The sequence below is a fragment of the Streptomyces speibonae genome, from assembly GCF_984686075.1.
Map to the genome: position 1 here is coordinate 4,501,191 of NZ_OZ480260.1, position 22,085 is coordinate 4,523,275.

The 22,085-nt window shown below is 72.5% G+C and carries 23 protein-coding genes and 1 riboswitch; of the genes, 12 read left to right on the forward strand and 11 right to left on the reverse strand.

Translation table 11 applies throughout. The features are described from left to right. The first annotated feature begins 58 nt into the window (after positions 1–58). Positions 59–1,000, forward strand: coding sequence for a carbohydrate-binding protein (locus tag AC5L3C_RS20485; RefSeq protein ID WP_493650226.1), 942 nt, complete (start codon positions 59–61; stop codon positions 998–1,000). On the opposite strand, the gene AC5L3C_RS20490 is transcribed toward AC5L3C_RS20485, so the two are convergent. The 3 genes from AC5L3C_RS20490 to AC5L3C_RS20500 all read right to left on the reverse strand — a co-directional run bounded on the left by AC5L3C_RS20490 (position 997) and on the right by AC5L3C_RS20500 (position 4,154). Beyond that, positions 997–1,926 (reverse strand): 1-phosphofructokinase family hexose kinase, encoded by a 930-nt coding sequence (locus AC5L3C_RS20490; RefSeq protein WP_493650227.1) that lies wholly within the window; start codon positions 1,924–1,926, stop codon positions 997–999. The genes AC5L3C_RS20485 and AC5L3C_RS20490 overlap by 4 nt on opposite strands. 129 nt (positions 1,927–2,055) lie before the next feature. Beyond that, the gene (gene nagA, locus AC5L3C_RS20495; RefSeq protein WP_493650228.1) at positions 2,056–3,201 is read right to left on the reverse strand and encodes an N-acetylglucosamine-6-phosphate deacetylase; all 1,146 of its coding nucleotides are present in this window, start codon (positions 3,199–3,201) and stop codon (positions 2,056–2,058) included. Further along, positions 3,201–4,154 (reverse strand): ROK family protein, encoded by a 954-nt coding sequence (locus AC5L3C_RS20500; RefSeq protein ID WP_493650229.1) that lies wholly within the window; start codon positions 4,152–4,154, stop codon positions 3,201–3,203. The genes nagA and AC5L3C_RS20500 overlap by 1 nt, the downstream gene beginning before the upstream one ends. A gap of 118 nt (positions 4,155–4,272) precedes the next feature. Here AC5L3C_RS20500 and AC5L3C_RS20505 point away from each other — a divergent pair, with 118 nt between their 5' ends. Continuing rightward, positions 4,273–5,541, forward strand: coding sequence for an extracellular solute-binding protein (locus AC5L3C_RS20505; RefSeq protein ID WP_493650230.1), 1,269 nt, complete (start codon positions 4,273–4,275; stop codon positions 5,539–5,541). 579 nt (positions 5,542–6,120) lie between these two features. Next, a complete protein-coding gene (locus AC5L3C_RS20510; RefSeq protein ID WP_493650231.1) occupies positions 6,121–6,387 on the forward strand; it encodes a DUF3263 domain-containing protein in 267 nt (88 codons plus the stop codon). A 147-nt stretch (positions 6,388–6,534) separates the two neighbouring features. Here the strand turns inward: AC5L3C_RS20510 and otsB are convergent, their stop codons facing one another. Next, complete coding sequence (gene otsB, locus AC5L3C_RS20515) at positions 6,535–7,395, reverse strand: trehalose-phosphatase (RefSeq protein WP_493650232.1); 861 nt, start codon at positions 7,393–7,395, stop codon at positions 6,535–6,537. A gap of 56 nt (positions 7,396–7,451) precedes the next feature. Next, positions 7,452–8,855, reverse strand: coding sequence for an alpha,alpha-trehalose-phosphate synthase (UDP-forming) (locus tag AC5L3C_RS20520; RefSeq protein WP_493650233.1), 1,404 nt, complete (start codon positions 8,853–8,855; stop codon positions 7,452–7,454). 155 nt (positions 8,856–9,010) lie between these two features. On the opposite strand from AC5L3C_RS20520, the gene AC5L3C_RS20525 reads away from it, so the two are divergent. Next, positions 9,011–9,694, forward strand: a complete 684-nt coding sequence (locus tag AC5L3C_RS20525; RefSeq protein WP_493653950.1) for a hypothetical protein — start codon at positions 9,011–9,013, stop codon at positions 9,692–9,694. 43 nt (positions 9,695–9,737) lie between these two features. On the opposite strand, the gene AC5L3C_RS20530 is transcribed toward AC5L3C_RS20525, so the two are convergent. Next, a complete protein-coding gene (locus AC5L3C_RS20530) occupies positions 9,738–10,709 on the reverse strand; it encodes a glucosyl-3-phosphoglycerate synthase (protein WP_493650234.1) in 972 nt (323 codons plus the stop codon). A gap of 138 nt (positions 10,710–10,847) precedes the next feature. Beyond that, a riboswitch (SAM riboswitch) is annotated at positions 10,848–10,995 on the forward strand. Between the two features lie 18 nt (positions 10,996–11,013). Between AC5L3C_RS20530 and thrC the strand changes: the two genes are divergently transcribed. The 4 genes from thrC to groL all read left to right on the forward strand — a co-directional run bounded on the left by thrC (position 11,014) and on the right by groL (position 15,314). Further along, complete coding sequence (thrC, locus tag AC5L3C_RS20535) at positions 11,014–12,309, forward strand: threonine synthase (RefSeq protein ID WP_493650235.1); 1,296 nt, start codon at positions 11,014–11,016, stop codon at positions 12,307–12,309. A 64-nt stretch (positions 12,310–12,373) separates the two neighbouring features. After that, complete coding sequence (locus tag AC5L3C_RS20540) at positions 12,374–12,649, forward strand: ubiquitin-like small modifier protein 1 (protein ID WP_125505655.1); 276 nt, start codon at positions 12,374–12,376, stop codon at positions 12,647–12,649. Positions 12,650–13,079: 430 nt separating this feature from the next. Continuing rightward, positions 13,080–13,283 (forward strand): cold-shock protein, encoded by a 204-nt coding sequence (locus AC5L3C_RS20545; RefSeq protein ID WP_010035953.1) that lies wholly within the window; start codon positions 13,080–13,082, stop codon positions 13,281–13,283. 408 nt (positions 13,284–13,691) lie between these two features. After that, complete coding sequence (gene groL, locus AC5L3C_RS20550) at positions 13,692–15,314, forward strand: chaperonin GroEL (RefSeq protein ID WP_493650236.1); 1,623 nt, start codon at positions 13,692–13,694, stop codon at positions 15,312–15,314. A gap of 94 nt (positions 15,315–15,408) precedes the next feature. Here groL and AC5L3C_RS20555 read toward each other — a convergent pair whose 3' ends face one another. The 3 genes from AC5L3C_RS20555 to AC5L3C_RS20565 form a co-directional block, all read right to left on the reverse strand. After that, complete coding sequence (locus tag AC5L3C_RS20555; RefSeq protein ID WP_493650237.1) at positions 15,409–15,978, reverse strand: hypothetical protein; 570 nt, start codon at positions 15,976–15,978, stop codon at positions 15,409–15,411. Between the two features lie 61 nt (positions 15,979–16,039). Beyond that, on the reverse strand, positions 16,040–16,981 hold the full coding sequence (murQ, locus tag AC5L3C_RS20560; RefSeq protein WP_493650238.1) for an N-acetylmuramic acid 6-phosphate etherase: 942 nt from the start codon (positions 16,979–16,981) through the stop codon (positions 16,040–16,042). Positions 16,982–17,040: 59 nt separating this feature from the next. After that, positions 17,041–17,982 carry a MurR/RpiR family transcriptional regulator gene (locus AC5L3C_RS20565; RefSeq protein WP_493650239.1) on the reverse strand — a complete coding sequence of 314 codons (942 nt, stop codon included), beginning with the start codon at positions 17,980–17,982 and terminating at the stop codon, positions 17,041–17,043. A 56-nt stretch (positions 17,983–18,038) separates the two neighbouring features. Between AC5L3C_RS20565 and AC5L3C_RS20570 the strand changes: the two genes are divergently transcribed. Beyond that, positions 18,039–18,440 carry a DUF8819 family protein gene (locus tag AC5L3C_RS20570; RefSeq protein WP_493650240.1) on the forward strand — a complete coding sequence of 134 codons (402 nt, stop codon included), beginning with the start codon at positions 18,039–18,041 and terminating at the stop codon, positions 18,438–18,440. Continuing rightward, a complete protein-coding gene (locus AC5L3C_RS20575; RefSeq protein ID WP_493650241.1) occupies positions 18,437–18,715 on the forward strand; it encodes a DUF4031 domain-containing protein in 279 nt (92 codons plus the stop codon). The genes AC5L3C_RS20570 and AC5L3C_RS20575 overlap by 4 nt, the downstream gene beginning before the upstream one ends. Here AC5L3C_RS20575 and AC5L3C_RS20580 read toward each other — a convergent pair. Both AC5L3C_RS20580 and AC5L3C_RS20585 read right to left on the reverse strand, forming a co-directional pair. Then, complete coding sequence (locus AC5L3C_RS20580) at positions 18,697–19,758, reverse strand: GNAT family N-acetyltransferase (RefSeq protein WP_493653952.1); 1,062 nt, start codon at positions 19,756–19,758, stop codon at positions 18,697–18,699. The two genes, AC5L3C_RS20575 and AC5L3C_RS20580, sit on opposite strands and share 19 nt — an antisense overlap. Before the next feature lie 34 nt (positions 19,759–19,792). After that, positions 19,793–20,455, reverse strand: a complete 663-nt coding sequence (locus AC5L3C_RS20585) for an HD domain-containing protein (protein WP_493650242.1) — start codon at positions 20,453–20,455, stop codon at positions 19,793–19,795. A gap of 71 nt (positions 20,456–20,526) precedes the next feature. Here AC5L3C_RS20585 and AC5L3C_RS20590 point away from each other — a divergent pair, with 71 nt between their 5' ends. Both AC5L3C_RS20590 and AC5L3C_RS20595 read left to right on the forward strand, forming a co-directional pair. Beyond that, on the forward strand, positions 20,527–21,207 hold the full coding sequence (locus AC5L3C_RS20590) for a maleylpyruvate isomerase family mycothiol-dependent enzyme (protein ID WP_493650243.1): 681 nt from the start codon (positions 20,527–20,529) through the stop codon (positions 21,205–21,207). A gap of 90 nt (positions 21,208–21,297) precedes the next feature. Then, positions 21,298–21,987: a copper homeostasis protein CutC gene (locus AC5L3C_RS20595; RefSeq protein WP_493650244.1), complete on the forward strand. Its 690-nt coding sequence runs from the start codon at positions 21,298–21,300 to the stop codon at positions 21,985–21,987. The last annotated feature ends 98 nt before the right edge of the window (positions 21,988–22,085 follow it).

The following is a 22,085-nucleotide window of genomic DNA, read 5'->3' on the forward strand; positions in this document are numbered from 1 at the left end:
TAGGCTCGCCTTCGCCACCCACGTACCGCACCCGATCCGCAGCTAGGAGCACCAAGGGATGACGCCCGGCAACAACGGCGCGAGCACGCCCGAGGACGACGACCCGTTCGGCTACCTCTACGCCGACGGCCAGGCCAACGGGGCCCAGCCGCCGTCCGGGGGCTACGGCTACCCGAACTCGGTCAACCGGGTGCGGCCGGTCGGGACCCGGCAGTACGGCCAGCAGACCCCCGCTCCGCAGGCACCGCCGCAGCAGGGTGCCTACGGGCAGCCGAACGCCCACTACGCGGCGCCGGAGACCCTTCCCGGCGGCGCGTCCGCGGCGCACTCCCCGCAGCCGTCGCACGGCGGTGGCGGCCGGGGCGGCCGGGGCGGCGGCCCGAACACCAAGGGCCTCCTCATCGGCGCGATCGCCGTGGTGGCGGCCGTGGTGATCGGCATCAGCGTGGCCATGATCGGTGGCGATGACGACGACAAGGGCGGCGATGAGGCGGGCGCGAGCCCGACCCAGAGCCAGGACGAGGGCAAGCCGAGCGCGTCGGCGAGCGAGGGCGGCGACGAAGAAGAGCAGGCCGAACTCCCGACCATCGACGCGAAGGCGCTCCGCTTGGACGGGGGCGCGGTCACGGCCTCCGAATTCGAGGGCGCGAAGGCCGACGGCGGTGTGTATGTGACCGGCTTCAACAAGGTCGGGGCGAAGGTCACCTGGACCGTCAACGGCATGCAGGAAGGCACCTACCGGCTCTACGTCGGCTATGGCATCCCGGGTGAGGACGCCGACGCGACCGTGGTGGTCAACGGCAAGCCGGCGACCCGCCCGCTGAACATGAAGAACTTCGGCGGGACGCCCAAGGGGGACTGGGAAAAGGGCTGGCAGACCACCTGGGCCAATGTGAACCTGACCGACGGCACGAACACCATCGAGTTGACCTGCAACGACGGCAACAAGTGCAACGCGGTCCTCGACCAGTTCTGGCTCGAAGAGGAAACAGGCTCCTAGGCCGCGTTCGTTTCTCTCGTCACCCTTACGTCCGGCAGCAGGTCCTCGTAGGCCGTGTGGTCGAATTCGCCGGCGGCCGGGGTCAGGACCGTGGCCGCCGACAGGGCGACCGCGCGGGACAGACGGGCCGGCCAGGGCTGGTGTTCGACCAGGGCCGAGAGGATGCCCGCGACCGCCGAGTCGCCGGCGCCCGTCGGGTTGCCGCGGAGGTGGACCGGCGGGGCGGCGCGCCAGCGGGCGTCCGGGGTGGCCGCGAGGAGACCGTCCGGGCCCAGGGAGGCCACCACCGTGCCGGCGCCCCTGCGACGGGCGTCCTGGGTGGCGCGCAACGGGTCGTGGGAGCCGGTGAGTTCGGCCAGCTCTTCGGTGTTGGGCTTGAGGACGTCGGGACGGCCGGCCACCCCGCGGCGCAGCGCCGCGCCGCTGGTGTCGAGGAGGGTCGGGACCCCGGCCGCGCGTGCCGTGCGGATCAGGCCCGCGTACGCGCCCACCGGGACGCCCGGGGGCAGGCTGCCGCACAGGGCCACCGCCGAGGCGGCGGCCAGCAGGTCCTCGTACACCTCCTGGAACGCCGACCACTCGGCGTGGGTGATGTCCGGGCCGGGCTCGTTGAGCTGGGTGGTGGTGCCGGAGCGCTCGTCGACCACCGCGACGGTGCGCCGGGTGGTGCCGGAGACGGGGACCAGCGCGTCCGTCAGCCGCGGGACCTCGCTGAGCCGGTCGCGCAGGATCCGTCCCGTCGTACCGCCGGAGAAGCCGGTGACCGTCACCTCGTGGCCGAGGGCGGCCAGCACCCGGGCCACGTTGACGCCCTTGCCGCCGGGGCGTTCGGTCACCTCGGAGACCCGGTGGGAGGCCCCCGTCCGCAGGGACGGTACGCGATAGGTGACGTCGAGAGCGGTGTTCAGCGTGACCGTCAGTATCACCGGGCCGACCTTCCCCTTGTCCGTGCGCCTGCCGTGTGTCCCGGGGACACGATCATGCCAAACGGACGGCGGTCGGCCCACCCCTCTCACCGGCCACGATTCGGTGACGGCGGACGGATCGGCCCGGTTTCAGCCCAGCCGGGGATCGACCACCCACTCGCCCCGGCGCATCACGCCCACCAGGTCGAAGCCGGAGTCGAGAACCACCAGGTCGGCGTGCTTGCCGGGTTCCAGGGAGCCGATCCGGTCGTCCAGGCCGAGCAGCCGCGCCGGGTTGGCGGAGATCGCCGCGACGACGTCCTCGACGGGCAGCCCGTCCACCGTCACCGCCCGCTTGAAGGCGCGGTCCAGGGTGAGCGTGGAGCCGGCGATCGAACCGCCCTCCACCAGCCGGGCCACACCGTCCGCGACCTCGACCTCCATCGGGCCCAGCATGTAGCGGCCGTCGCCGAAACCGGCCGCGTCCATCGCGTCGGTGATGAAGGCGACCCGCCGTGCGCCCGCGTGGTGGAAGGCCAGCTGGAGCGCGGCCGGATGCAGATGGGTGCCGTCGTTGATCAGCTCGACGGTGACCCGCTCGTCCTCCAGCAGGGCGGCGATCGGGCCCGGCGCGCGGTGGCCGAGCGGGGGCATCGCGTTGAAGAGGTGGGTGGCGACGGTCGCGCCCGCGTCGATGGCGGCGACGGTCTGCTCGTAGGTGGCGTCGGTGTGTCCGACGGCCGCGATCACCCCGTGCTCGACGAGCAGCCGCACGGAGTCCGGGCCACCCGGCAGCTCGGTGGCCAGCGTCATCATCCTCGCCTGCCCGTGCGCGGCGTCGAGCAGCTTGCGCACCTCGGCCGGGTCGGGGTCGCGCAGCAGCGCCTCGTTGTGCGCGCCTTTGCGGCAGGGGGAGATGAACGGCCCCTCGAAGTGGATGCCGGCGATGTCGCCCTGCTCGGCCAGTTCCGCGAGCATCCCGGCGTGCCGGGCGAGGAAGTCCAGGTCACCGGTGACGGCGGAGGCGACCACCGTGGTGGTGCCGTGCAGGCGGTGGGTGCGGACGCCCTTGAGCACGTCCTCGGCGGTGCCGCCGGCGAAGGACGCCCCGCCGCCGCCGTGGTTGTGGAGGTCGACGAACCCCGGGACCAGCCAGTGGCCGGACAGATCGGCGGTTTCGGCGTCGTCGGGTGCCATGGCGGCGATCCGCGTGCCCTCGACGATCACGCGTCCGTCGTCCACGGTCCCGGTGGGCAGGACCACCCGGGCACCGGTGAGAACCTTGGTGGGGGCCATCAGGTGGTTACCTCCGAGGGGTACGAGGGGTCAGTGGTGTCGATCAGGTCCCAGGCGAGGAGTCCCGCGCCCAGGCATCCGGCGGTGTCCCCGAGGGCCGCGGGGACCAGGGACGGCAGCTTCTGGAAGGTCACCCGCCGCCGGACGGCCTCCCGCAGGGGTGTGAACAAGGTTTCCCCCGCCTCGGCGAGCCCGCCACCGACGATCAGCGTGCGCGGGTCCAGCAGGGTGAGCGCGGTGACCAGTCCGTCGGCGAGCGCGTCCACCGCGTCCTGCCACACCTGACGGGCCCGCGCGTCCCCGGACTCGACGGCCTTGGCGCAGTCGGCGGCGTCCGCGTCCGGGTCCCCGCAGGCGGCCGCCCATGCCTCGCTCACGGCGGAGGCGGACGCGAACCGCTCCAGACAGCCGCGCTGCCCGCACGGGCAGGGAGTCCCCCCGGGCCGTACGACGATGTGGCCGATCTCGCCCGCGAAACCGTGCGCGCCGGCCTCGACCCGGCCGTCGATGCCGATGGCGCCCGCGATGCCGGTGCCCAGCGGCACGAACAGGAAGCGGTCGGTGCCCCGGCCCGCCCCGATGCGGCCCTCGGCGAGTCCGCCGGTGCGCACGTCGTGGCCGAGGGCGACGGGGATGCCGCCGAGGCGCTGCGCGAGTAGGGCGCGCAGCGGGACGTCGCGCCAGCCGAGGTTCGCCGCGTAGACGGCGACTCCCTCGGCCTCGTCGACGATTCCGGGGACGGCGACACCGGCGGCCGAGGCGGGTACGCCGTGCCGGCGGACGCCGTGGGCGCGCAGTTCCGCCGCGAAGTCGAGGATGTCCGCGACGACCGCGTCCGCGCCGCGCTCCCGGCCGGTGGGCCGGCGGGCCTGGTGCAGCAGCTCCCCGTCCGCCCCGACCAGGGCGGCCTTCATCCCGGTGCCGCCCACGTCGAGGGCGATGACATGTTTCACGGGAAACAGTGTGGACCGGGGACCCGCAAGAGGTCTAGTCCACTCACGTGGTGTAGACCTTATTCCGACTATCGAAAAATCTCGGACGGCGCGAGGCGTCGGGACAGGGGCAAGGCACGTGCAGCGGCGGGTCGGGACAAGGGCGATCGCGGTGGTGTCCGCGCTGGGACTGGCAGGAGTCCTCGGCGGATGCGGCACCGGGGAGGGATCGTCGGACGTCACCCTGAGACTCGTGGCCGCGGACTACGGCACGAGCGAGGCCGACAGCTCCGAGAAGTACTGGGCCGATCTGGTCGAGGCCTACGAGTCCGACCACCCCGGCGTGCGGATCGACGTCACCGTCCACTCCTGGAACGACGTCGACCGCGAGGTCAAGGAGATGGTCGACGCCGGTGACCCGCCGGACATGGCGCAGATCGGCGCGTACGCCGACTACGCGGCCCAGGGCAAGCTGTACAAGGCCGGCGACCTGCTCTCGATACCCGTCCAGGCGGACTTCCTCTCCCAGCTCTCCACCGCGGGCGAGGTCAACAGCGTGCAGTACGGCATGCCGTTCGCCGCGTCCACGCGTGTGCTCTTCTACAACAAGAAGCTGTTCGCCGAGGCCGGGCTCACCCCGCCCAAGACGTGGGACGAACTCGCCGCCGACGCCGAGGCGCTCGAGGAGCGGGGGGTCAAGTACCCGTACGCGCTGCCGCTCGGCCCGGAGGAGGCGCAGGCCGAGACCATGCAGTGGCTGCTCAGCGGCGACGGCGGCTACACCGACCTCGCGGGCACCTACGGCATCGACTCCACGGAGAACGTCGAGACCTTCAGCTGGCTGCGCGACGAACTGGTCGGCAAGGGCCTCACCGGCCCCGTCGCGCCCGGCGAACTGGACCGCGCCAAGGCCTTCGAGGCGTTCGCCGCCGGGGACGTCGGCATGCTCAACGGGCATCCCTCGCTGATGGAGATGGCCCGCGAGAAGGGCGTGGAGTACGGCATGGTGCCGACGCCCGGCGCCGACGGCGAGAGCTCCGCCACGCTCGGCGTCGCCGACTGGATGATGGCCTTCAAGAAGAACGGCCACCGCGACGAGGTCGGCGACTTCCTCGACTTCGTCTACAGCGAGCAGAACGTGCTCGGCTTCTCCCGCGAGTACAACCTGCTGCCGGTCACCGGCTCCGCGTCCCGCGCGATGGCCGCGTCCGACAAGGACAAGGACCTCAAGCCGTTCCTCGACCAGCTGCCGGCCTCGGAGCTCTACCCGGTCGGCAACACCTCCTGGGCGGCGGTCAACGCGGCGATCAAGAAGCACATCGGCAAGGCGGTCGAGCCGGGCGGCAGCCCCGCCGGCGTCCTGGGCACGCTCCAGGCGACGGCCACGCGCGCGGAGAGCGCGCAGTAGCGTCTCTGATCAGCTGAGCGAACCCCGTGCGAACCGTGGGGTCCGTTGTGGGTTCTGTCCACCTGGGCGGGGAAGCGTGAGCGTGGAGGTGGAACCCCGCGCCGAGTGCTGCTCCGCGTGGCCGGTGCCGGCTGGTGGTGGGTGTGCTGATCGTGGTCACGCTCTGGTGCCGGTGGGCTGCGCGGGGCAGCCGTGTCCGGTCCGTCGGTGCGTGTCCCTCCGGACGCCGGCCGACGCGGCCAGAGGGCCGTGCCGGGGAGGGAACCCCATGTCGCCTGGGCGTGAGGCGGTTGGTTCGTGGCCGGGTCGGTCCGGTCTTGGACCGGTCCGACCGGCTGGTCTTCGGGACCGTCGTGATGACGGCCTTGGCCTCCATCGCGTCGACCACGGCGCGGATCACCAGCGTGCCGCTGGTGCGCTCGACGACGGTCTTGGCCTGGTGGGCGAGGCCGCGGGCGGCGATCCGTCGCCAGGCTCCTTGGTCCCGGTCGCCCTGCCAGCCGCAGCCGGGGCAGATGGCCCACTTCCATCGGCGACGCATTACCGCAGATCCCGAAGGAAGGCGTTAATCTGCGGCACATGGAGCAGGGGGACGAGCACGACGAGGCGGCCATCGGTGGTGGCGGGCTGGCGGGGCGCGAGCGGGACATCCTCGCGTTGGAACGGCGGGGCTTCACGGGGCCCGGTGTGAAGGAGCGCGCGATCCGTGAGGAGCTGGGCCTGGCGCCGGTCCGCTACTACCAGCTGCTCAACGCGCTCCTGGACGACCCCCGCGCCCTGGCCCACGACCCGGTCACGGTCAACCGCCTGCGCCGCGTCCGCGAGGCCCGCCGCTCGGAACGCTGACCGCCCCCGCCGCCCCTTCCCGTCCCGAACCTGGGCTGCGCCCCCAGACCCCCTTGTCGGCCCTCCGGGCCTCGTCCTCAAACGCCGGACGGGCTGACTTCCAGCCCCTCCGGCGCTTGAGGAGCGGGGGTCCGGGGCGAGAGACCGTCAGGGCATCCGGTCCGCCAGGGACCGCAGGAGGCGTACGACGCCGGCGGGGCCCTCCGTCACCACGTCCGCGCGTTCGCGGAGTTCCGTGACCTCCTCGCTGCCGCTGCAGACCAGCAGCCCGGGTGTGCCCGCCGCGCGGAGTTTGTCGACGGCCGTGTACGCGGCGAGGTCGCCGAGGTCGTCGCCGGCGTAGAGGACCGACTCCGCGCCGATCTCCCGGGCGTACTCCATCAGGGCGACGCCCTTGTCCATGCCCGGCGGGCGCAGCTCCAGGACCATGCGGCCGGGCTCGACGACGAGACCGTGGCGGGTGGCGAGGTCGGCGAGGGGCTCGCGCAGCGCCTCGAACGCGGCCTGCGGATCGGTGGCCCTGCGGGTGTGCACGGCCACCGCGCGGCCCTTCTCCTCGATCCACGTGCCCCGCCAGGCGCCGATCCGGTCCAGCAGCCCCGGCAGCTCCGCGCGGGCGGAGGCGACACCGGGATGCGGGGCGGGCGCGGTGACGGTGCCGGTGACGGCGTCCCAGCGCTCGGCGCCGTAGTGGCCGAGGACGACGAGGTGCTCCAGGCCGGGCACGCCCGCGAAGCCTCCGTTGCGGACCGCGACCCCCGCCGGCCGGCCCGTGACGACCGCGACCGAGGCCACCTTCGGGGCGAGCGCGGCGAGCGCGGGCACCGCCTCGGGGTGTGCGCGGGCCTGCTCGGGATCGGCCACGATCGGGGCGAGCGTCCCGTCGAAGTCGATCCCGATCAGTGCCTTCCGGGGGCGGGAGAGGAGCGCGTCCAGTCCCTCCCGGCCGGCCTGCGTGGCGGGCGTGGGCAGAGCATTCGGGTCCGTGGAATCCGTATGGCTGGCCATACGCCCAACCTATCCACGGTCGGCCGGTCGCACGCCTGCGCGACCGGCCATACCGGTCAGTGGGACGCCGCAGCGCCGCGCAGCGCCTCCAGCTGGTCCAGGAACCAGCGGGCCGGGGGGAGCGCCGTCGCCGAGGCCACCAGGCGCTTGGTGCGGTCGGTGCGGTCGGCGGGGCTCATCGTCAGCGCCTCGTGCAGGGCGCGGGCGGTTTCCACGACGTCGTAGGGGTTGACCGTGATCGCGTCCTCGCCCAGCTCCTCGTGGGCGCCCGCCTCCCGCGACAGCACCAGCGCGCAGCCCGCGTCGGAGACGACCGGGACCTCCTTGGCGACCAGGTTCATGCCGTCGCGGATGGGGTTGACCAGGGCCACGTCCGCCAGCCGGTACGCGGCCAGCGAGCGCGCGAAGTCGTCCTTCACATGGAGGACGACCGGCCGCCAGCCGGGCGTGCCGTAGCGCGCGTTGATGTCCTCGGCGAGCCACTGCACCTCGGCGGTGTAGTCGCGGTAGACGGCGAGGTCCTGCCGGGAGGGGTAGGCGAACGCGACGTGCACCACGCGCTCGCGCCACTCGGGGCGGTCGTCCAGGAGCTGCCGGTACGCCAGCAGGCCCCGCACGATGTTCTTCGACAGCTCGGTGCGGTCGACCCGGACGATGGTCCGGCGCCCCTCGCCGATCTCCTCCCGGAGTGCCGCCATCCGCTCGTCGACGTCGGCCTCGTGGGAGCGGGCGCGCAGGAAGTCCGCGTCGGCGCCCAGCCCGTGCACGCCGATCCGGGTGTCGCCGAGCCCGCCCGCGAAGCGCTCGCAGCACGCGGTGAACGCGTCCGCCCAGCGCCGGGTGAGGAAGCCCAGCCGGTCGGCGCCGAGCATCCCGCGCAGCACCTGGCGCGCGATGTCGTCGGGCAGCATCGCGAAGTACTCCGGCGGCGCCCACGGCGTGTGCGAGAAGTGCGCGATGCGCAGGTCCGGGCGGAGTTCCCGGAGCATGCCGGGGACGAGGGTCAGGTGGTAGTCCTGGACCAGCACCGCCGCGCCCTGCGCCGCCTCCTCGGCCAGCGCCTCGGCGAACGCGCGGTTGTAGGCCTCGTACGAGGCCCACCGGCGGCGGAACTCCGCGTCGAAGACCGGCTCCAGCGGCGTCTGGTACAGCATGTGGTGCACGAACCACAGCACCGAGTTGGCGATCCCGTTGTACGCGTCCGCGTGCACGTCCGCCGGGATGTCCAGCATCCGTACGCCGTCCTCGCCGGCCCCGCGCCGCACGGCCTCGCGGTCGCCGTCGGACAGCGCCGAGCACACCCACAGCGCCCCCGCCTCCGGCCCGATCGCCGACAGCCCGGACACCAGTCCGCCGCCGCCCCGTTTGGCCCGCAGCGAGCCGTCCTCTCCCACCTCGTACGACACCGGTCCCCGGTTGGAGGCGACCAGCACCTGAGCAGCTCCGAAGCTTGCAGCCATACGCCACAACCTAGCCCGGCACCCTGAACCTCAAACGTGCCGGTGCGTCACCTCGGTGGCGATGTGGTCACGCGGGTTGTGTAGAAGTTGTGAACGATACGAGGATGCGTGGTGCACATTTCAACATCAGGGGGGTGGGCGCCATGCCCATACGCATGCCGATACGCGTGCGCGCACGCAGGTTCGCCGGCACGACGGCACTGATCGCGGCCTCCGCGCTGGCCCTGGCCGGCTGCGGCGACGGAGGCACGGGCACGGAGGGCGCGGACGACCGGCCCGCGGCGGTCACGACGACGCCCGGCAGCAGCCCCGCACCCGAGCTGTCCGCCACCACCGAGGCGCCGGACCCGACGCCCACGCCGGACCTCGTCACGTTGCCGGACCACACCGGCGACCGCGTCGGGGCGGCCATCCGCGCGGCCGAGAAGGCGGGGCTCGGCTACACCGTCCGCCTGGAGGGCACCGGGAAGCGGGCTTCGTCCTGGGGCAGCGGAGAGACGGTCTGCGAGCAGAGCGGCGGCTCCGGCGGCGTGACGTTCACCGTCCCGCGCGACGGCCGCGACTGCGACGGCCGGCTGCTGCACACCCCGAAGCCCACCCCGACGCCGGAGCCGCCGCAGACCCGGGACGCGGGCGGGAGCGGGGGCACCGGGGGCGGTACCGGCGACGGTACGGGCACCTGCGAACTCACCAGCCCGGCGGGCAACTGCTATGCCGACGGCCAGTTCTGCGCCAAGAAGCACCGCGGACTGAGCACGCACGGCCGCGGCGGCGAGTACCTGACCTGCGCACTGGACTCCGGCGGCATCTGGCGCTGGTCGGACGGCGTGGCCGGCTGACCTGCCGGCCGGTCGGCGGGCCGACCGGTGGCGGGAAAGGGGGTCAGGCCACTCTGCGGGCCCGGTACTCCGCGATCTCCGCCATCGGCGGCCGCTCCTCCGTGTCGACGGAGTACGTCCGGGGTTCGAAGGTGGCGCCGGTCCGCTCGAACTGGGTCAGGGACGGCCGGAGCATCTGGCCCCGGGCCAGCCGCAGCTGCGCGGTGCGGTAGATCGCGGCGGCCATGCGGCCGAGGGCGTGGCCGTCCTGGTGCCGGTGCTTGCGCACCCCGACGTCGACCTGGGCCAGCGCGTCCAGGCCCACCAGGTGCAGGGCGTCGACCAGCATGCCGAGCTCGACGCCGTAGCCCACCGGGAACGGGAGCTGTTCGAGCAGGGTGCGGCGGGCCGCGTACTCGCCGCCCAGCGGCTGGACGAAGCCGGCCAGCTGGGGCCAGTGCATGTTCAGCAGCGGGCGGGCCATCAGCTCCGTCACCCGGCCGCCCTGGCCGGCCGCGACCGTGCCGGGGGCGGGTCCGCCGGGCACCGTGAGCGGACGGTCGTACATGGCCTTGACCAGCTGCACGCCGGGCTCGGTGAGCAGCGGGCCGACGATGCCGGAGACGAAGTCGGAGGAGAACTCCCTGAGGTCGGCGTCGACGAAGCACACGATGTCGCCCCGGGTGACCAGCAGCGACCGCCACAGCACCTCGCCCTTGCCGGGCACCGCCGGCAGCCGGGGCAGGATCTCGTCGCGGTGCACCACCGTCGCGCCGGCGGCCGCCGCCTCCTCGGCCGTGCGGTCGGTCGAGCCCGAGTCGACCACCACGACCTCGTCGACCAGCGGGACCCGGAGCATCAGATCGTGCCGGACCGCCGAGACGATCGCGCCGACCGTCGTCTCCTCGTTCAGCGCGGGCAGCACCACGCTCACCGTCTGGCCCGTGGCACGCTTCGCCGCCAGGATCCGGTGGAGCGGTCGGTCGGCCACGGACCACGAGCGCTCGGTCAGCCAGCGCTCGACTTCTTCCAGCACGCTCCCGGCTCCTCACTGGCCTCGTGATCCATCTCGCGGTTCGGACGGACTGTCTCCACCTTCCAGGCCTTCGGTTACAGTCTTGAACAACGCCGATGACCATCGCATGCCGGGGTCGTCGCGCGGACAACTGAACACCGCTCATCCAGAGGGGCAGAGGGATACGGCCCGATGAAGCCCCGGCAACCCTCCAGTCGGTTCTTGTCACAGGGACGTGGCGAGGCTCCCGGCTAGGGAAGGTGCCAAATCCGTCTCACGGCGAGATGCGTCGTGAGGAAGATGAGGAGAAAGGGCCTCGCCTCACATGGCTGTGCAGACTGTCGCAAGCACCACCGACTCCGCCGCCGCGAACTCCGTCGACCTCGGCCCCGCCGCCGCGCTGTCCTGCCGCGAATGCGGTCACCGCGTGCCGCTCGGCCCGGTCTTCGCCTGCGAGGAGTGTTTCGGCCCGCTGGAGATCGCCTACGACTTCTCGGCCTACGACACCGAGGAGCTCCGGGGGCGCATCGAAGCGGGCCCCGCGAACATCTGGCGCTACGCGCCGCTGCTGCCCGTCCCGGCGGACGTGGCGACCAAGCCGAACCTGAACCCCGGCTGGACCAAGCTCGTCCAGGCCGACAACCTCGCCCGCGAGCTGGGCGTCACCGGCGGCCTGTACATCAAGGACGACTCCGGCAACCCGACGCACTCCTTCAAGGACCGCGTCGTGGCCCAGGCCCTCGAGGCCGCGCGCGCCTTCGGCTTCACCACCCTGTCCTGCTCCTCGACCGGCAACCTGGCCGGCGCGGTCGGCGCCGCCGCCGCCCGCGCGGGGCTGCGCTCCTGCGTGTTCATCCCGCACGACCTGGAGCAGGGCAAGGTCGTCATGGCCGCCGTCTACGGCGGGGAGCTCGTCGGCATCGAGGGCAACTACGACGACGTGAACCGTTTCTGCTCCGAGCTGATCGGCGACCCGGCCGGCGAGGGCTGGGGCTTCGTCAACGTCAACCTGCGGCCGTACTACGCGGAGGGGTCCAAGACCCTCGCGTACGAGATCTGCGAGCAGCTGGGATGGCGGCTGCCCGACCAGATCGTCGTGCCGATCGCCTCCGGCTCGCAGCTCACGAAGATCGACAAGGGGCTTCAGGAGCTGATCAGGCTCGGGCTCGTCGAGGACCGGCCGTACAAGATCTTCGGCGCCCAGGCGGAGGGCTGTTCGCCGGTGTCCACCGCGTACAAGGCCGGGCACGACGTCGTACGTCCGCAGAAGCCGGACACGATCGCCAAGTCGCTGGCGATCGGGAACCCGGCGGACGGGCCGTACGTCCTGGACATCGCGCGGCGCACGGGCGGTGCGGTGGAGGACGTCACCGACGAGCAGATCGTCGAGGCGATCAAGACGCTCGCGCGGACCGAGGGGATCTTCGCGGAGACCGCGGGGGGCGTCACGGTCGGCGTGACGAAGAAGCTCCTCGGGAGCGGTGTGCTCGACCCGTCCCTGACCACGGTCGTGCTGAACACGGGTGATGGTCTGAAGACGCTGGACGCGGTGGCCGGCACGGGGCTGACGGCGACGATCCGTCCGAGCCTGGAGTCGTTCCGTGAAGCCGGGCTTGTCTGAGTTGTTCGGCTTGTCTGAGTTTTTCGTCTGCGGGGCTGTTGGCACCTGACCGGAGGTTTCAAAAGTGAGCGTTACTGTTCGGATCCCTACCATCTTGCGCACCTACACCGGCGGCAAGGCCGAGGTGACCGCCGAGGGGGCCACCCTCGGGGAGGTCATCTCCGATCTGGAGAAGAACCACACGGGCATCGCCGCCCGGGTCCTGGACGACCAGGGCAAGCTGCGGCGGTTCGTCAACGTCTACGTGAACGACGACGACGTGCGGTTCGAGCAGGGGCTGGAGACGGCCACCCCGGACGGCGCCGGTGTGTCGATCATCCCGGCGGTGGCCGGCGGCTGATCATTACCTTCGGTAATGACGGTGACCGAACGTAGGGGAACCTGCCCCTTCCGTAAGAGATGCGGAGGGGGCAATTCCGTGGGGTTGAACGCGGTAGGGTTGGGGAACGCGCTCCTGATCCACTGATCGAGCACCCTGAATTTCTGCCGCACGCCCGACTGGAAGTAGCCAAAGTCTGGGCCCTTCTCGCGGCATTTGTGCCGATTGTCCGGCCCGACTTGCCCTGAATTCAGACGAATTCTCGCCACATTCCGGACCGGCGGCGTCCAGATTTCTCGTCCGATTGACCTGTTGCAGACGGCAGTTGGACAGATACATTCAGCCGCGGTCGACGCGTTCCGGCGCACGCCCCCAACCGTTGGGGGGTGAGGTCTGACCCGGATCCGCGAAGTGTGGATCTGTGCAAGGGCCAGTAATAGGGGAGTTAGGCATGGCTCAGGGCACCGTCAAGTGGTTCAACGCGGAGAAGGGGTACGGCTTCATCGCGGTCGACGGTGGTGCGGATGTTTTCGTCCACTACAGCGCGATTCAGATGGACGGCTACCGCACCCTCGAAGAAGGCCAGCGGGTCGAGTTCGAGATCTCGCAGGGCCAGAAGGGCCCGCAGGCCGACATGGTTCGTGTCAGCGCCTGAACGCGCTACCGGCCGCTAGAATCTTCTGCCGGTGAAGGGCCCGTCCCCCTCGGGGTGCGGGCCCTTCACCATGCCCTTCACCATGCCCTTCACCATGCCCGCCCTCGCCGCTCCGCGCCGTCCGCGCGCGGCTGAGCGCTCCCGTGTGCGCCCCCTGGGCGCTTGCGCCCACCCGTCACCCGACCGCCACCCCACGACGAGCCCGCTTCGCGGGCGCGCCTTGCACTCGGGTGGGTCGAGTGCTAATCATTGGCGTTAGCACTCTGATGGTGAGAGTGACAACGAGGACCGGGTCGGTGAGGCCCGCGGGCCGTGTGGGGCAAGGAACCACGGGGCCGGCGAGCCGTCCGTCGCGGGCGCGGGCGCGGTCCGAAGGAATCACCCCCAGTCCTGGAGGGACCACTTCACATGGCCAAGATCATCGCGTTCGACGAGGAGGCGCGGCGCGGCCTCGAGCGCGGCATGAACCAGCTCGCGGACGCCGTGAAGGTGACGCTCGGCCCCAAGGGCCGCAACGTCGTCCTCGAGAAGAAGTGGGGCGCCCCCACGATCACCAACGATGGTGTCTCCATCGCCAAGGAGATCGAGCTCGAGGACGCGTACGAGAAGATCGGCGCCGAGCTGGTCAAGGAAGTCGCCAAGAAGACGGACGACGTCGCCGGTGACGGTACGACCACCGCGACCGTGCTCGCCCAGGCCCTGGTCAAGGAGGGCCTGCGCAACGTTGCCGCCGGTGCCAACCCGATGGCCCTGAAGCGCGGTATCGAGAAGGCCGTCGAGGCCGTCTCCGCCGCCCTGCTGGAGCAGGCCAAGGACGTCGAGACCAAGGAGCAGATCGCCTCCACGGCCTCCATCTCCGCCGCCGACACCCAGATCGGCGAGCTCATCGCCGAGGCCATGGACAAGGTCGGCAAGGAAGGCGTCATCACCGTCGAGGAGTCCCAGACCTTCGGTCTGGAGCTGGAGCTCACCGAGGGTATGCGCTTCGACAAGGGCTACATCTCGGCGTACTTCGCCACCGACATGGAGCGTATGGAGGCCGTCCTCGACGACCCGTACATCCTGATCGCGAACTCCAAGATCTCCAACGTCAAGGACCTGCTCCCGCTCCTGGAGAAGGTCATGCAGTCGGGCAAGCCGCTGCTGATCATCGCCGAGGACGTCGAGGGCGAGGCCCTGTCGACCCTGGTCGTCAACAAGATCCGCGGCACCTTCAAGTCCGTCGCCGTCAAGGCCCCGGGCTTCGGTGACCGCCGCAAGGCCATGCTCGGCGACATCGCGATCCTCACGGGCGGCGAGGTCATCTCCGAGGAGGTCGGCCTCAAGCTGGAGAACGCCACGCTCGACCTGCTCGGCAAGGCCCGCAAGGTCGTCATCACCAAGGACGAGACCACCATCGTCGACGGTGCCGGCTCCGCGGACCAGGTCCAGGGCCGCGTGAACCAGATCCGCGCCGAGATCGAGAACAGCGACTCGGACTACGACCGCGAGAAGCTGCAGGAGCGCCTGGCGAAGCTCGCCGGCGGTGTCGCGGTCATCAAGGCCGGTGCCGCCACCGAGGTGGAGCTCAAGGAGCGCAAGCACCGCATCGAGGACGCCGTGCGCAACGCCAAGGCGGCCGTCGAGGAGGGCATCGTCGCCGGTGGCGGCGTGGCCCTGCTCCAGGCCACCCAGGTCTTCGAGAAGCTGGAGCTCGAGGGCGACGAGGCGACCGGCGCCAACGCCGTGCGCATCGCGCTCGAGGCCCCGCTGAAGCAGATCGCCGTCAACGCCGGCCTCGAGGGCGGTGTCGTGGTGGAGAAGGTGCGCAACCTGACCCCGGGCCACGGCCTGAACGCCGCGACCGGCGAGTACGTCGACCTGGTCAAGGAAGGCATCATCGACCCGGCGAAGGTGACCCGTTCCGCGCTGCAGAACGCCGCCTCCATCGCCGCGCTGTTCCTGACCACCGAGGCCGTCATCGCCGACAAGCCGGAGAAGGCCGCCGCGCCGGCCGGCGGCGGCATGCCGGGCGGTGACATGGACTTCTGATCCTCCCCGAGGATCGGATCCGTCCGTCGCGTGACCGAGGGCGGCACCCCCTGCTTCGGCAGGGGGTGCCGCCCTCGCGCCGTTCGGGGACGGCTCAGAGATTGCCCATCGGCTCGATGTCCACCCTGACCGGGGTGCCCCAGACGCGCAGCACCTCGTAGTCGGTGAACTCGTGCACGATCCGGTACGCCATGGCGGGCCGTGATCCTCGCCGCTGTGCCGCGATGAACAGCTCCGCCTCGCGCCGGTCCCTGCGCGGTGTCCCGCACAGCTGCCACGCCTGGCCGTTCCACGCCTCCGGCAGCCACCGCTGCTGCGGCTGCGGCCGGTCGCCGCGCACCCCGTACCGGGACGGCGCGGGCTCGGCGGGCCGGGGCTGCGGGGCGGGGCCGTTGAACTCGGCGCGGCGGGCGGCGCGGCGCCGGGTCTCGCAGAGCAGGCACAGGTCCGGGGCGCTCTCGTCGACCGGGCCCGTGGGGTGCTCGGCGCAGCGCGTGCTGGGCGCGGCCGTGGTGACGCTCTCCTCCAGCAGGTCCAGGGCGCGCCGCAGATCGTTCTTCACTTCGTGCAGCCGGGCGTCCGGCGTGTCGGCGGACAGCGCCTCGCCGTGCTCCCCGAGCACACGCAGGGCGCGGCCCAGGGCGGTGAGCTGCGCGTGGTTCATGATGCGTCTCCGGGTCGGGTCCCCCCAGTATCCGCCGCCCGCCGGGGGACGGGACACCGCCCTACGCGCCGAAGCCCGCCTCGGCCAGCGCGGCGCGCAGGTGGCCGTCGGACTCGGTCAGGAGGCGGGCGGCCGTGGGGCCGTCGATGTCGGCCAGGATGACCAGGATCGCGGGTTTGACCTCGCCGTCCGTGGCGGTCAGGGCACGCTCGACGACGTCGTCCGCCGCGCCCGTCGCCTGGGCGACGATACGGCGGGAGCGGGCGCGCAGCTTCTCGTTGGAGGCGCGGACGTCGACCATCAGGTTCCCGTACGTCTTGCCCAGCCGGATCATCGTGATCGTCGACAGCATGTTCAGCACCAGCTTCTGTGCCGTACCGGCCTTGAGGCGGGTGGAGCCGGTGAGGAACTCCGGGCCGACGACGACCTCGATGCCGTGCTCGGCCGCGGCGGCCAGCGCGCTGCCCCGGTTGCAGGCCAGGCCCACGGTGAGGGCGCCCCGGGCGCGGGCGTGGGTGACGGCGCCGATGGCGTAGGGGGTGCGGCCGGAGGCGGAGATGCCGACCACCGTGTCGTCGGGGGTCAGCTTCAGTGCGGCCAGGTCGGCCTCGGCCAGCTCGGGGGAGTCCTCGGCGCCCTCGACGGAGGTGACCATGGCGCCGGGGCCGCCCGCGATCAGGCCGACGACCCGCTCGGGGGCGGTGTTGAAGGTCGGCGGGCACTCGGAGGCGTCCAGCACGCCCAGCCGGCCGGCGGTGCCCGCGCCCGCGTGGATGAGCCGGCCGCCGCGGGCCATCCGCTCGGCGACGGCGTCGATGGCGGCGGCGATCGCCGGTACCTGCTCGGCGACGGCACCGGCCACGGTGGCGTCCTCGCGGTTCATCAGGCGCGCGATCTCGAGGGTCGGCAGCCGGTCGACGTCCGCCAGTTCCGGCCGGAACGCCTCGGTGGTCAGCGTCTCCAACTGGGCGCGCAGGTCGCGGTGGTGGGAGGTGGAAGTCATGGCGGATCTTTCAGGTTCGGGGTCGGGCAGCCTGCCTCGGGGCGCGGGGCTGTGCCGGTCTACGGTCCCTTGCGGGGCGCCCGGTGCCGGTGCGCCAGCGCCTCGTACGACGCGGCCAGCGCCGGCGCCGCCGCCTCGTAGGTCCGCTGCGCGACCCCCACGAACAGGCAGTCCACGACCAGCAGTTGTCCCGTCCGGGAGGACATCGCGGCGGGCCGCAGCTCGCTCTCCCGGGCCGTGGAGGTGGTCAGGACGTGGTCGGCGTACTGCGTGACGGGGCCGTCCGGGCGGCCGGTGACCGCCACCGTCGTCGCCCCGTGCTCGAAGGCCACCCGGAGCGGTTCCACGACGTCGCCGGTCGTCCCGGAGTGGGTGATGGCGATCGCCACGTCGCCCGGGCGGAGCTGCACCGCGTTGGTGACCGCGAGGTGCGGGTCGCTGTGGGCGTGCGCCAACAGGCCTATGCGCAGCAGCTTCTGGATGAGGTCCTGGGCGACGAGACCCGACGCGCCCACCCCGTACACATCGGTGCGCCGGGCGCCGGCCAGGGCGGTCACGGCGGCGGCGAGCTGCACGGTGTCGAGACCGGCCGCGGTGTCGGCGAGGGTCTGCTGCTCGTCGTAGGCGAGTTTGGCCACGACGTCGGCTATGGGGTCGTCCACCGCGATGTCCGTGGTGATGGCGGGCGCGCGCCCGGACTGCTGCTGGGCGGCGAGACCGGCCAGCGCCAGACGCAGGTCGCGGTAGCCGGGGTAGCCGAGCAGCCGGGCGGTGCGGACGACGGTGGCCTCGCTGGTGCCGGTGAGCTCGGCGAGGCCGGTGACCGTGAGGGCGGCGCAGCCGGCCGGGTCGTCGGCGACGGCTTCGGCGACCCGCTGCATGGAACGCGTCATCGACGGCGCCAGCGTGCGCACCTTCGCCGCGAGGGCGGCGGGCGCGGGCGGGGCCGGTGCGGTGCCACCCGCACCACCCGCGAAAGTTTCCTTCAGGTCATTGGTCACACAGTGAAAGATATTTTCGCTGCGGCCTCGCGGTCAAGAGTGCGCACAATAGGGACATGGATCCCGAGCCCCACGGCGAACCCGGCACCCGACCGGTCGGCCCCCTGGAACAAGCGTTGCACGCCGCGCGCGCCCTCGTGCTCGCCGACCTGGTCGCCCACGAGGTCGCCGAGGCGGACGTGGTGTCCATGGTGGAGGACTCCGTGGCGCACCGGCGCTGGTGGGTCGAGCAGTGGCCGGACGGGGTCGCCTTCCTCCCTGGCCTGGTCGCCCAGGACGTCCAGGACGCCCTCCTGGAGCGGTACGGGCGCTGGCCCCTGTGCCCGGTGTGCGGCACCGGCGACCCGCACGCGCTGGAGGTGGAGCCGGAGCTCGGCCCCGACCCGCACTGGGTCTGCCACAAGGCGGGCGTGAAGGTCGCCTCGGTGGGCTCGCTGGGCGGGGCGATGCCCTCGTGACCGTGTACATCGACCCGCCCACCTGGCCCGGCCACGGTCTGCTCTGGTCCCACCTCGTCAGCGACCTCTCCTACGCCGAACTGCACGCCTTCGCCCACCGTCTGGGCGTCTCCCGCCGTGCCTTCGAACGCGACCACTACGACATCCCCGGGCACCGGTACGCCGACGCGGTGCGCGCGGGGGCCGTCGAGGTGAGCAGCCGCCAGGTGGTGGTGCTGCTGCACGGGGCGGGGCTGCGGCGGCGCAAACGGGCGGCTCAGCGGCGCAGTTCGTAGGAGATCTGCCCCACGTCCTCGGAGACCCGGGTGAAGCCGGCCCGGGTGACGACGTTCTGCGAGGGCACGTTCTCGTGGTCGACGACGGCGGCCACGGTCCGCACGCCGTCCTGCTCCAGCGCCCAGCGCGACAGGGTGCGCAGCGCCTCGGTGGCGTAGCCGTGGCCACGGGCGCCCACCACGAGGTCGTAGCCGATCTCGACCCGGCCGTCGCCGTCCGGGACCCCGTGGAAGCCCATCGCGCCGACCGCCAGGTCGTCCTCGCGCCTCACCAGCGCGTACATGCCCCACTCCGGGTGGAACACGCCCTCCTCGTACTGCTTGACCATGATCCCGGCGCCCTCGCGGGTGCCGTCGGCCGCGGCCCCGCCGACCCACGCGAAGCCGCCGTCGCCCGCCAGGGACAGATCGGCGGCGGCCGCCGGGGTGACACCCTCCAGGGCCAGCCGCTCCGAACGGAGCACCGGGTTGTTGCTCCACCGCCAGGCGGTGACCGGCTCCCGCCCCGGCAGATCGCCGCGCCCGGTCGCCCACAGCAGCGTTTGCCACGGTGTGGGACCCGGCTTGACCTGCGGGAAGATCCGGGTGAGCACGAAGGAGGCCAGCTCGGCGGGCGGTTCGTAGTCGATCCCCATCCCCTCGGCGATGTCGTACGTGTGCAGCAGCACCTCGGCCACGCCCATCGCGGCGAAGCCCTCACGGTTGGCGTGCCGGAAGGGAAACGGGTGGAAGGCGCGGACCGCGCGCGGGGTGGTGCGGACCGCGGCGGCGAGCAGGGCGCCGGTCGCGGTGATCACCTGGAGGGTGCCGGCGTTGTCGGCGGGGTCCAGGCCGTCCTCGGCGCCGTCGATGGTGATCATGAAGGGCGTGTACGCGTCCTGCGTGCGCCCGGCGAGCTGTCCCGCGTACGCGATGAGGTCGCTCGCGATGTGCGCCGCCGTCCTCCGGCAGCTCCATTCCAGCCGCCCCGCCCTGACCTCCGTCCAGTCCCGGTCGGTGACCGCCCCCAGCGCCGCCACGCAGTCCGCGACGGCTTCCTCCACCTGTTCCGCTCCTGAAGCATGCATGCCGGGCAGGCTAGGCGGGCGGTGCGGACGCGGTCGACAGCATTTCCAGTTCGCCGCGCAGGTTGTGGCGGGCGGTGGCCTCCCAGTGCTCCCGCCCGTACGGCGTGCGGAACAGGCGGGGCAGGGCGAGCAGCTGCCGCAGCACGTCGGCGCGGCCCGCGCGGAAGGCGTCGTTCGGCACGAAGTGGTACTCCTCGCGCACGGCGGCGGTGTAGGCGGCGTACGCCGACGGCGGCGCCGCGAGGATCGCCAGGTCGGCGTCGCACAGCACCTGACCGTCGCGGTCGTCGCCGGCCGGGTCGTGCGTGACGGTGAGCCGCACCAGCCGGGCCACCTCGGCGGTCGCCTCCGCCGGCACTCCGGCCTCGGGGAGCGCCCGCTCCGCGAGCCGCGCGGACCGCTCCTCGTTCTCCGACCGCTCCGGCAGGTACACGGCGTCGTGGAACCAGGCCGCCAGCCGTACGACGTCCGGGTCCTCGGCGTGCTCCGCCAGCGTGTCGACATGGTCGAGGACGGCCGTGAGGTGGGTGAGCGTGTGGTAGTGCCGCTGCGGTTCCTGCCACCGCCCGAGCAGGTTGTCGGCGTACGGCAGCGGATCGGGCCCGCCGCCGGGACCGCGGGCCCCTTCCAGGGCACGGACGAAACGGGCGCGGAGGGCTTCTGTGTCGGCCATGGGTTCATTGTCCTCGGCCGGTACCGGCCGCCTCGGCCACCGGAGTCCGCCGCCGCACTAGCGTGGACCGTATGACGACTCCTGCGGATGTGCGGAATGTACGGGACCCGGAGTTGCCCGGGCGGCTGCTGACGGTGGAGCGGGACGCGCTGGTGCCGTTGCTGCGGGCGCGGGACGACGGGGATTTCGAACTGCCGGTGGTGGCGTGCCCGGGGTGGACGGTGCGGGGAGTGCTGGCGCACTGCTCGTCGGCGCTGTCACGGGTGCTGGAGGGGCGGTTCGAGGAGGGGGTGTTCTCGCCCGACAGCAATGAGCGCGACATCGCCGAGCGGGCCGAGTGGACGAACGCCCGGATCGTGGACGAGCTGGAGCGGGGGATGGCCGAGGCCGGCCCGCTGATCGCCGAGGCGGGCGGCGTGCTGGACGTGCTCGCGCTGGGCGAGTGGGTGCACGCCGGGGATGTACGGGCCGCGCTGGGGGAGCCGGGCGCGTACGCGGGTGCGGGGCTGCCGTACGCGCTGAACCTGCTGGCGCAGGTGACCGGGCGGCAGGGGCATCTTCCGCTCCACGCCGATCTCGACGACGCCGACGAGCCGCTGCGGCTGGGCGACACCTCGGGGCAGCGCCCCCCGGCCCGCTACATCGGCGACGGGCCGACGCTGGTGCGGCTGTACGCGGGGCGCCCGGTGGACGGGGTGTCGTACGAGCTGGCCGGGGCGGAGGCGGCGGAGCTGAACATTTTCGGCCGCTGAGCGGTGGGAGCCCGGGCGGGGGACCGGCGGACGGTAGGCTGGAATGGACTAGACCTGTCGTCGCCGTCCGATGCCGAGGAATGGGGCCCCATGAGCAAGCGTGCAGTGCTGGAGGTGATCGCCCTCGACGTCGAGGACGCGGTGGCCGCGCAGGCCGGAGGCGCGGACCGCCTCGAGCTGGTCACCGACATGGCGGCGGACGGGCTGACGCCGGCTCCCGCCACCGTCGCGGAGATCCGGGCGGCCGTGGACATCCCGGTGCGGGTGATGCTGCGGCTGGCGGACGGGTTCGCCGCGGGGGACGTCGGGCGGCTGGTCGCCGCGGCGTACGACCTGCGGGAGGCCGGGGCGGAGGAGTTCGTCCTCGGCTTCCTCGACGCCGACGGGGGCGTGGATCTGGACGCGGTGGAGCGGGTCGCCGGTGCGCTGGAGGGGTGCCGGTGGACGTTCCACCGCGCGATCGACCGGGCCGCCGACCGGGATGCGTTGCGCAAGCAGCTCGCGGATGTGGCGGGGCTGGACACGTATCTGACGGCCGGGGCGGCGGAGGGGGTCGACGCGGGGCTGTCGACGCTGGTCGCGGAGGCGGGGCGGCGGGGGGAGCAGGGGTATCGGCAGGAGTTGTTGGTGGGGGGCGGGTTGCGGTTGGAGCATGTGGCGGAGCTGAGGCGGGCGGGGATCGAGGCGTTTCATATTGGTGGGGCGGCGCGGGTTCGGGGGTGGGACGGGCCCGTGTCGGCTGCGGCCGTGGCCGAGTGGCGGGGGGTGCTGGGGGGCTGAGCCGGTGGGCCGGCGCGTTGGGCTGAGCGGGGGGGGGTGTTGCGCAGCCCGGCGCCAGCGGGGTGCCTCCCCCACTCTCGGCTGCGCTCGAGCGGGAG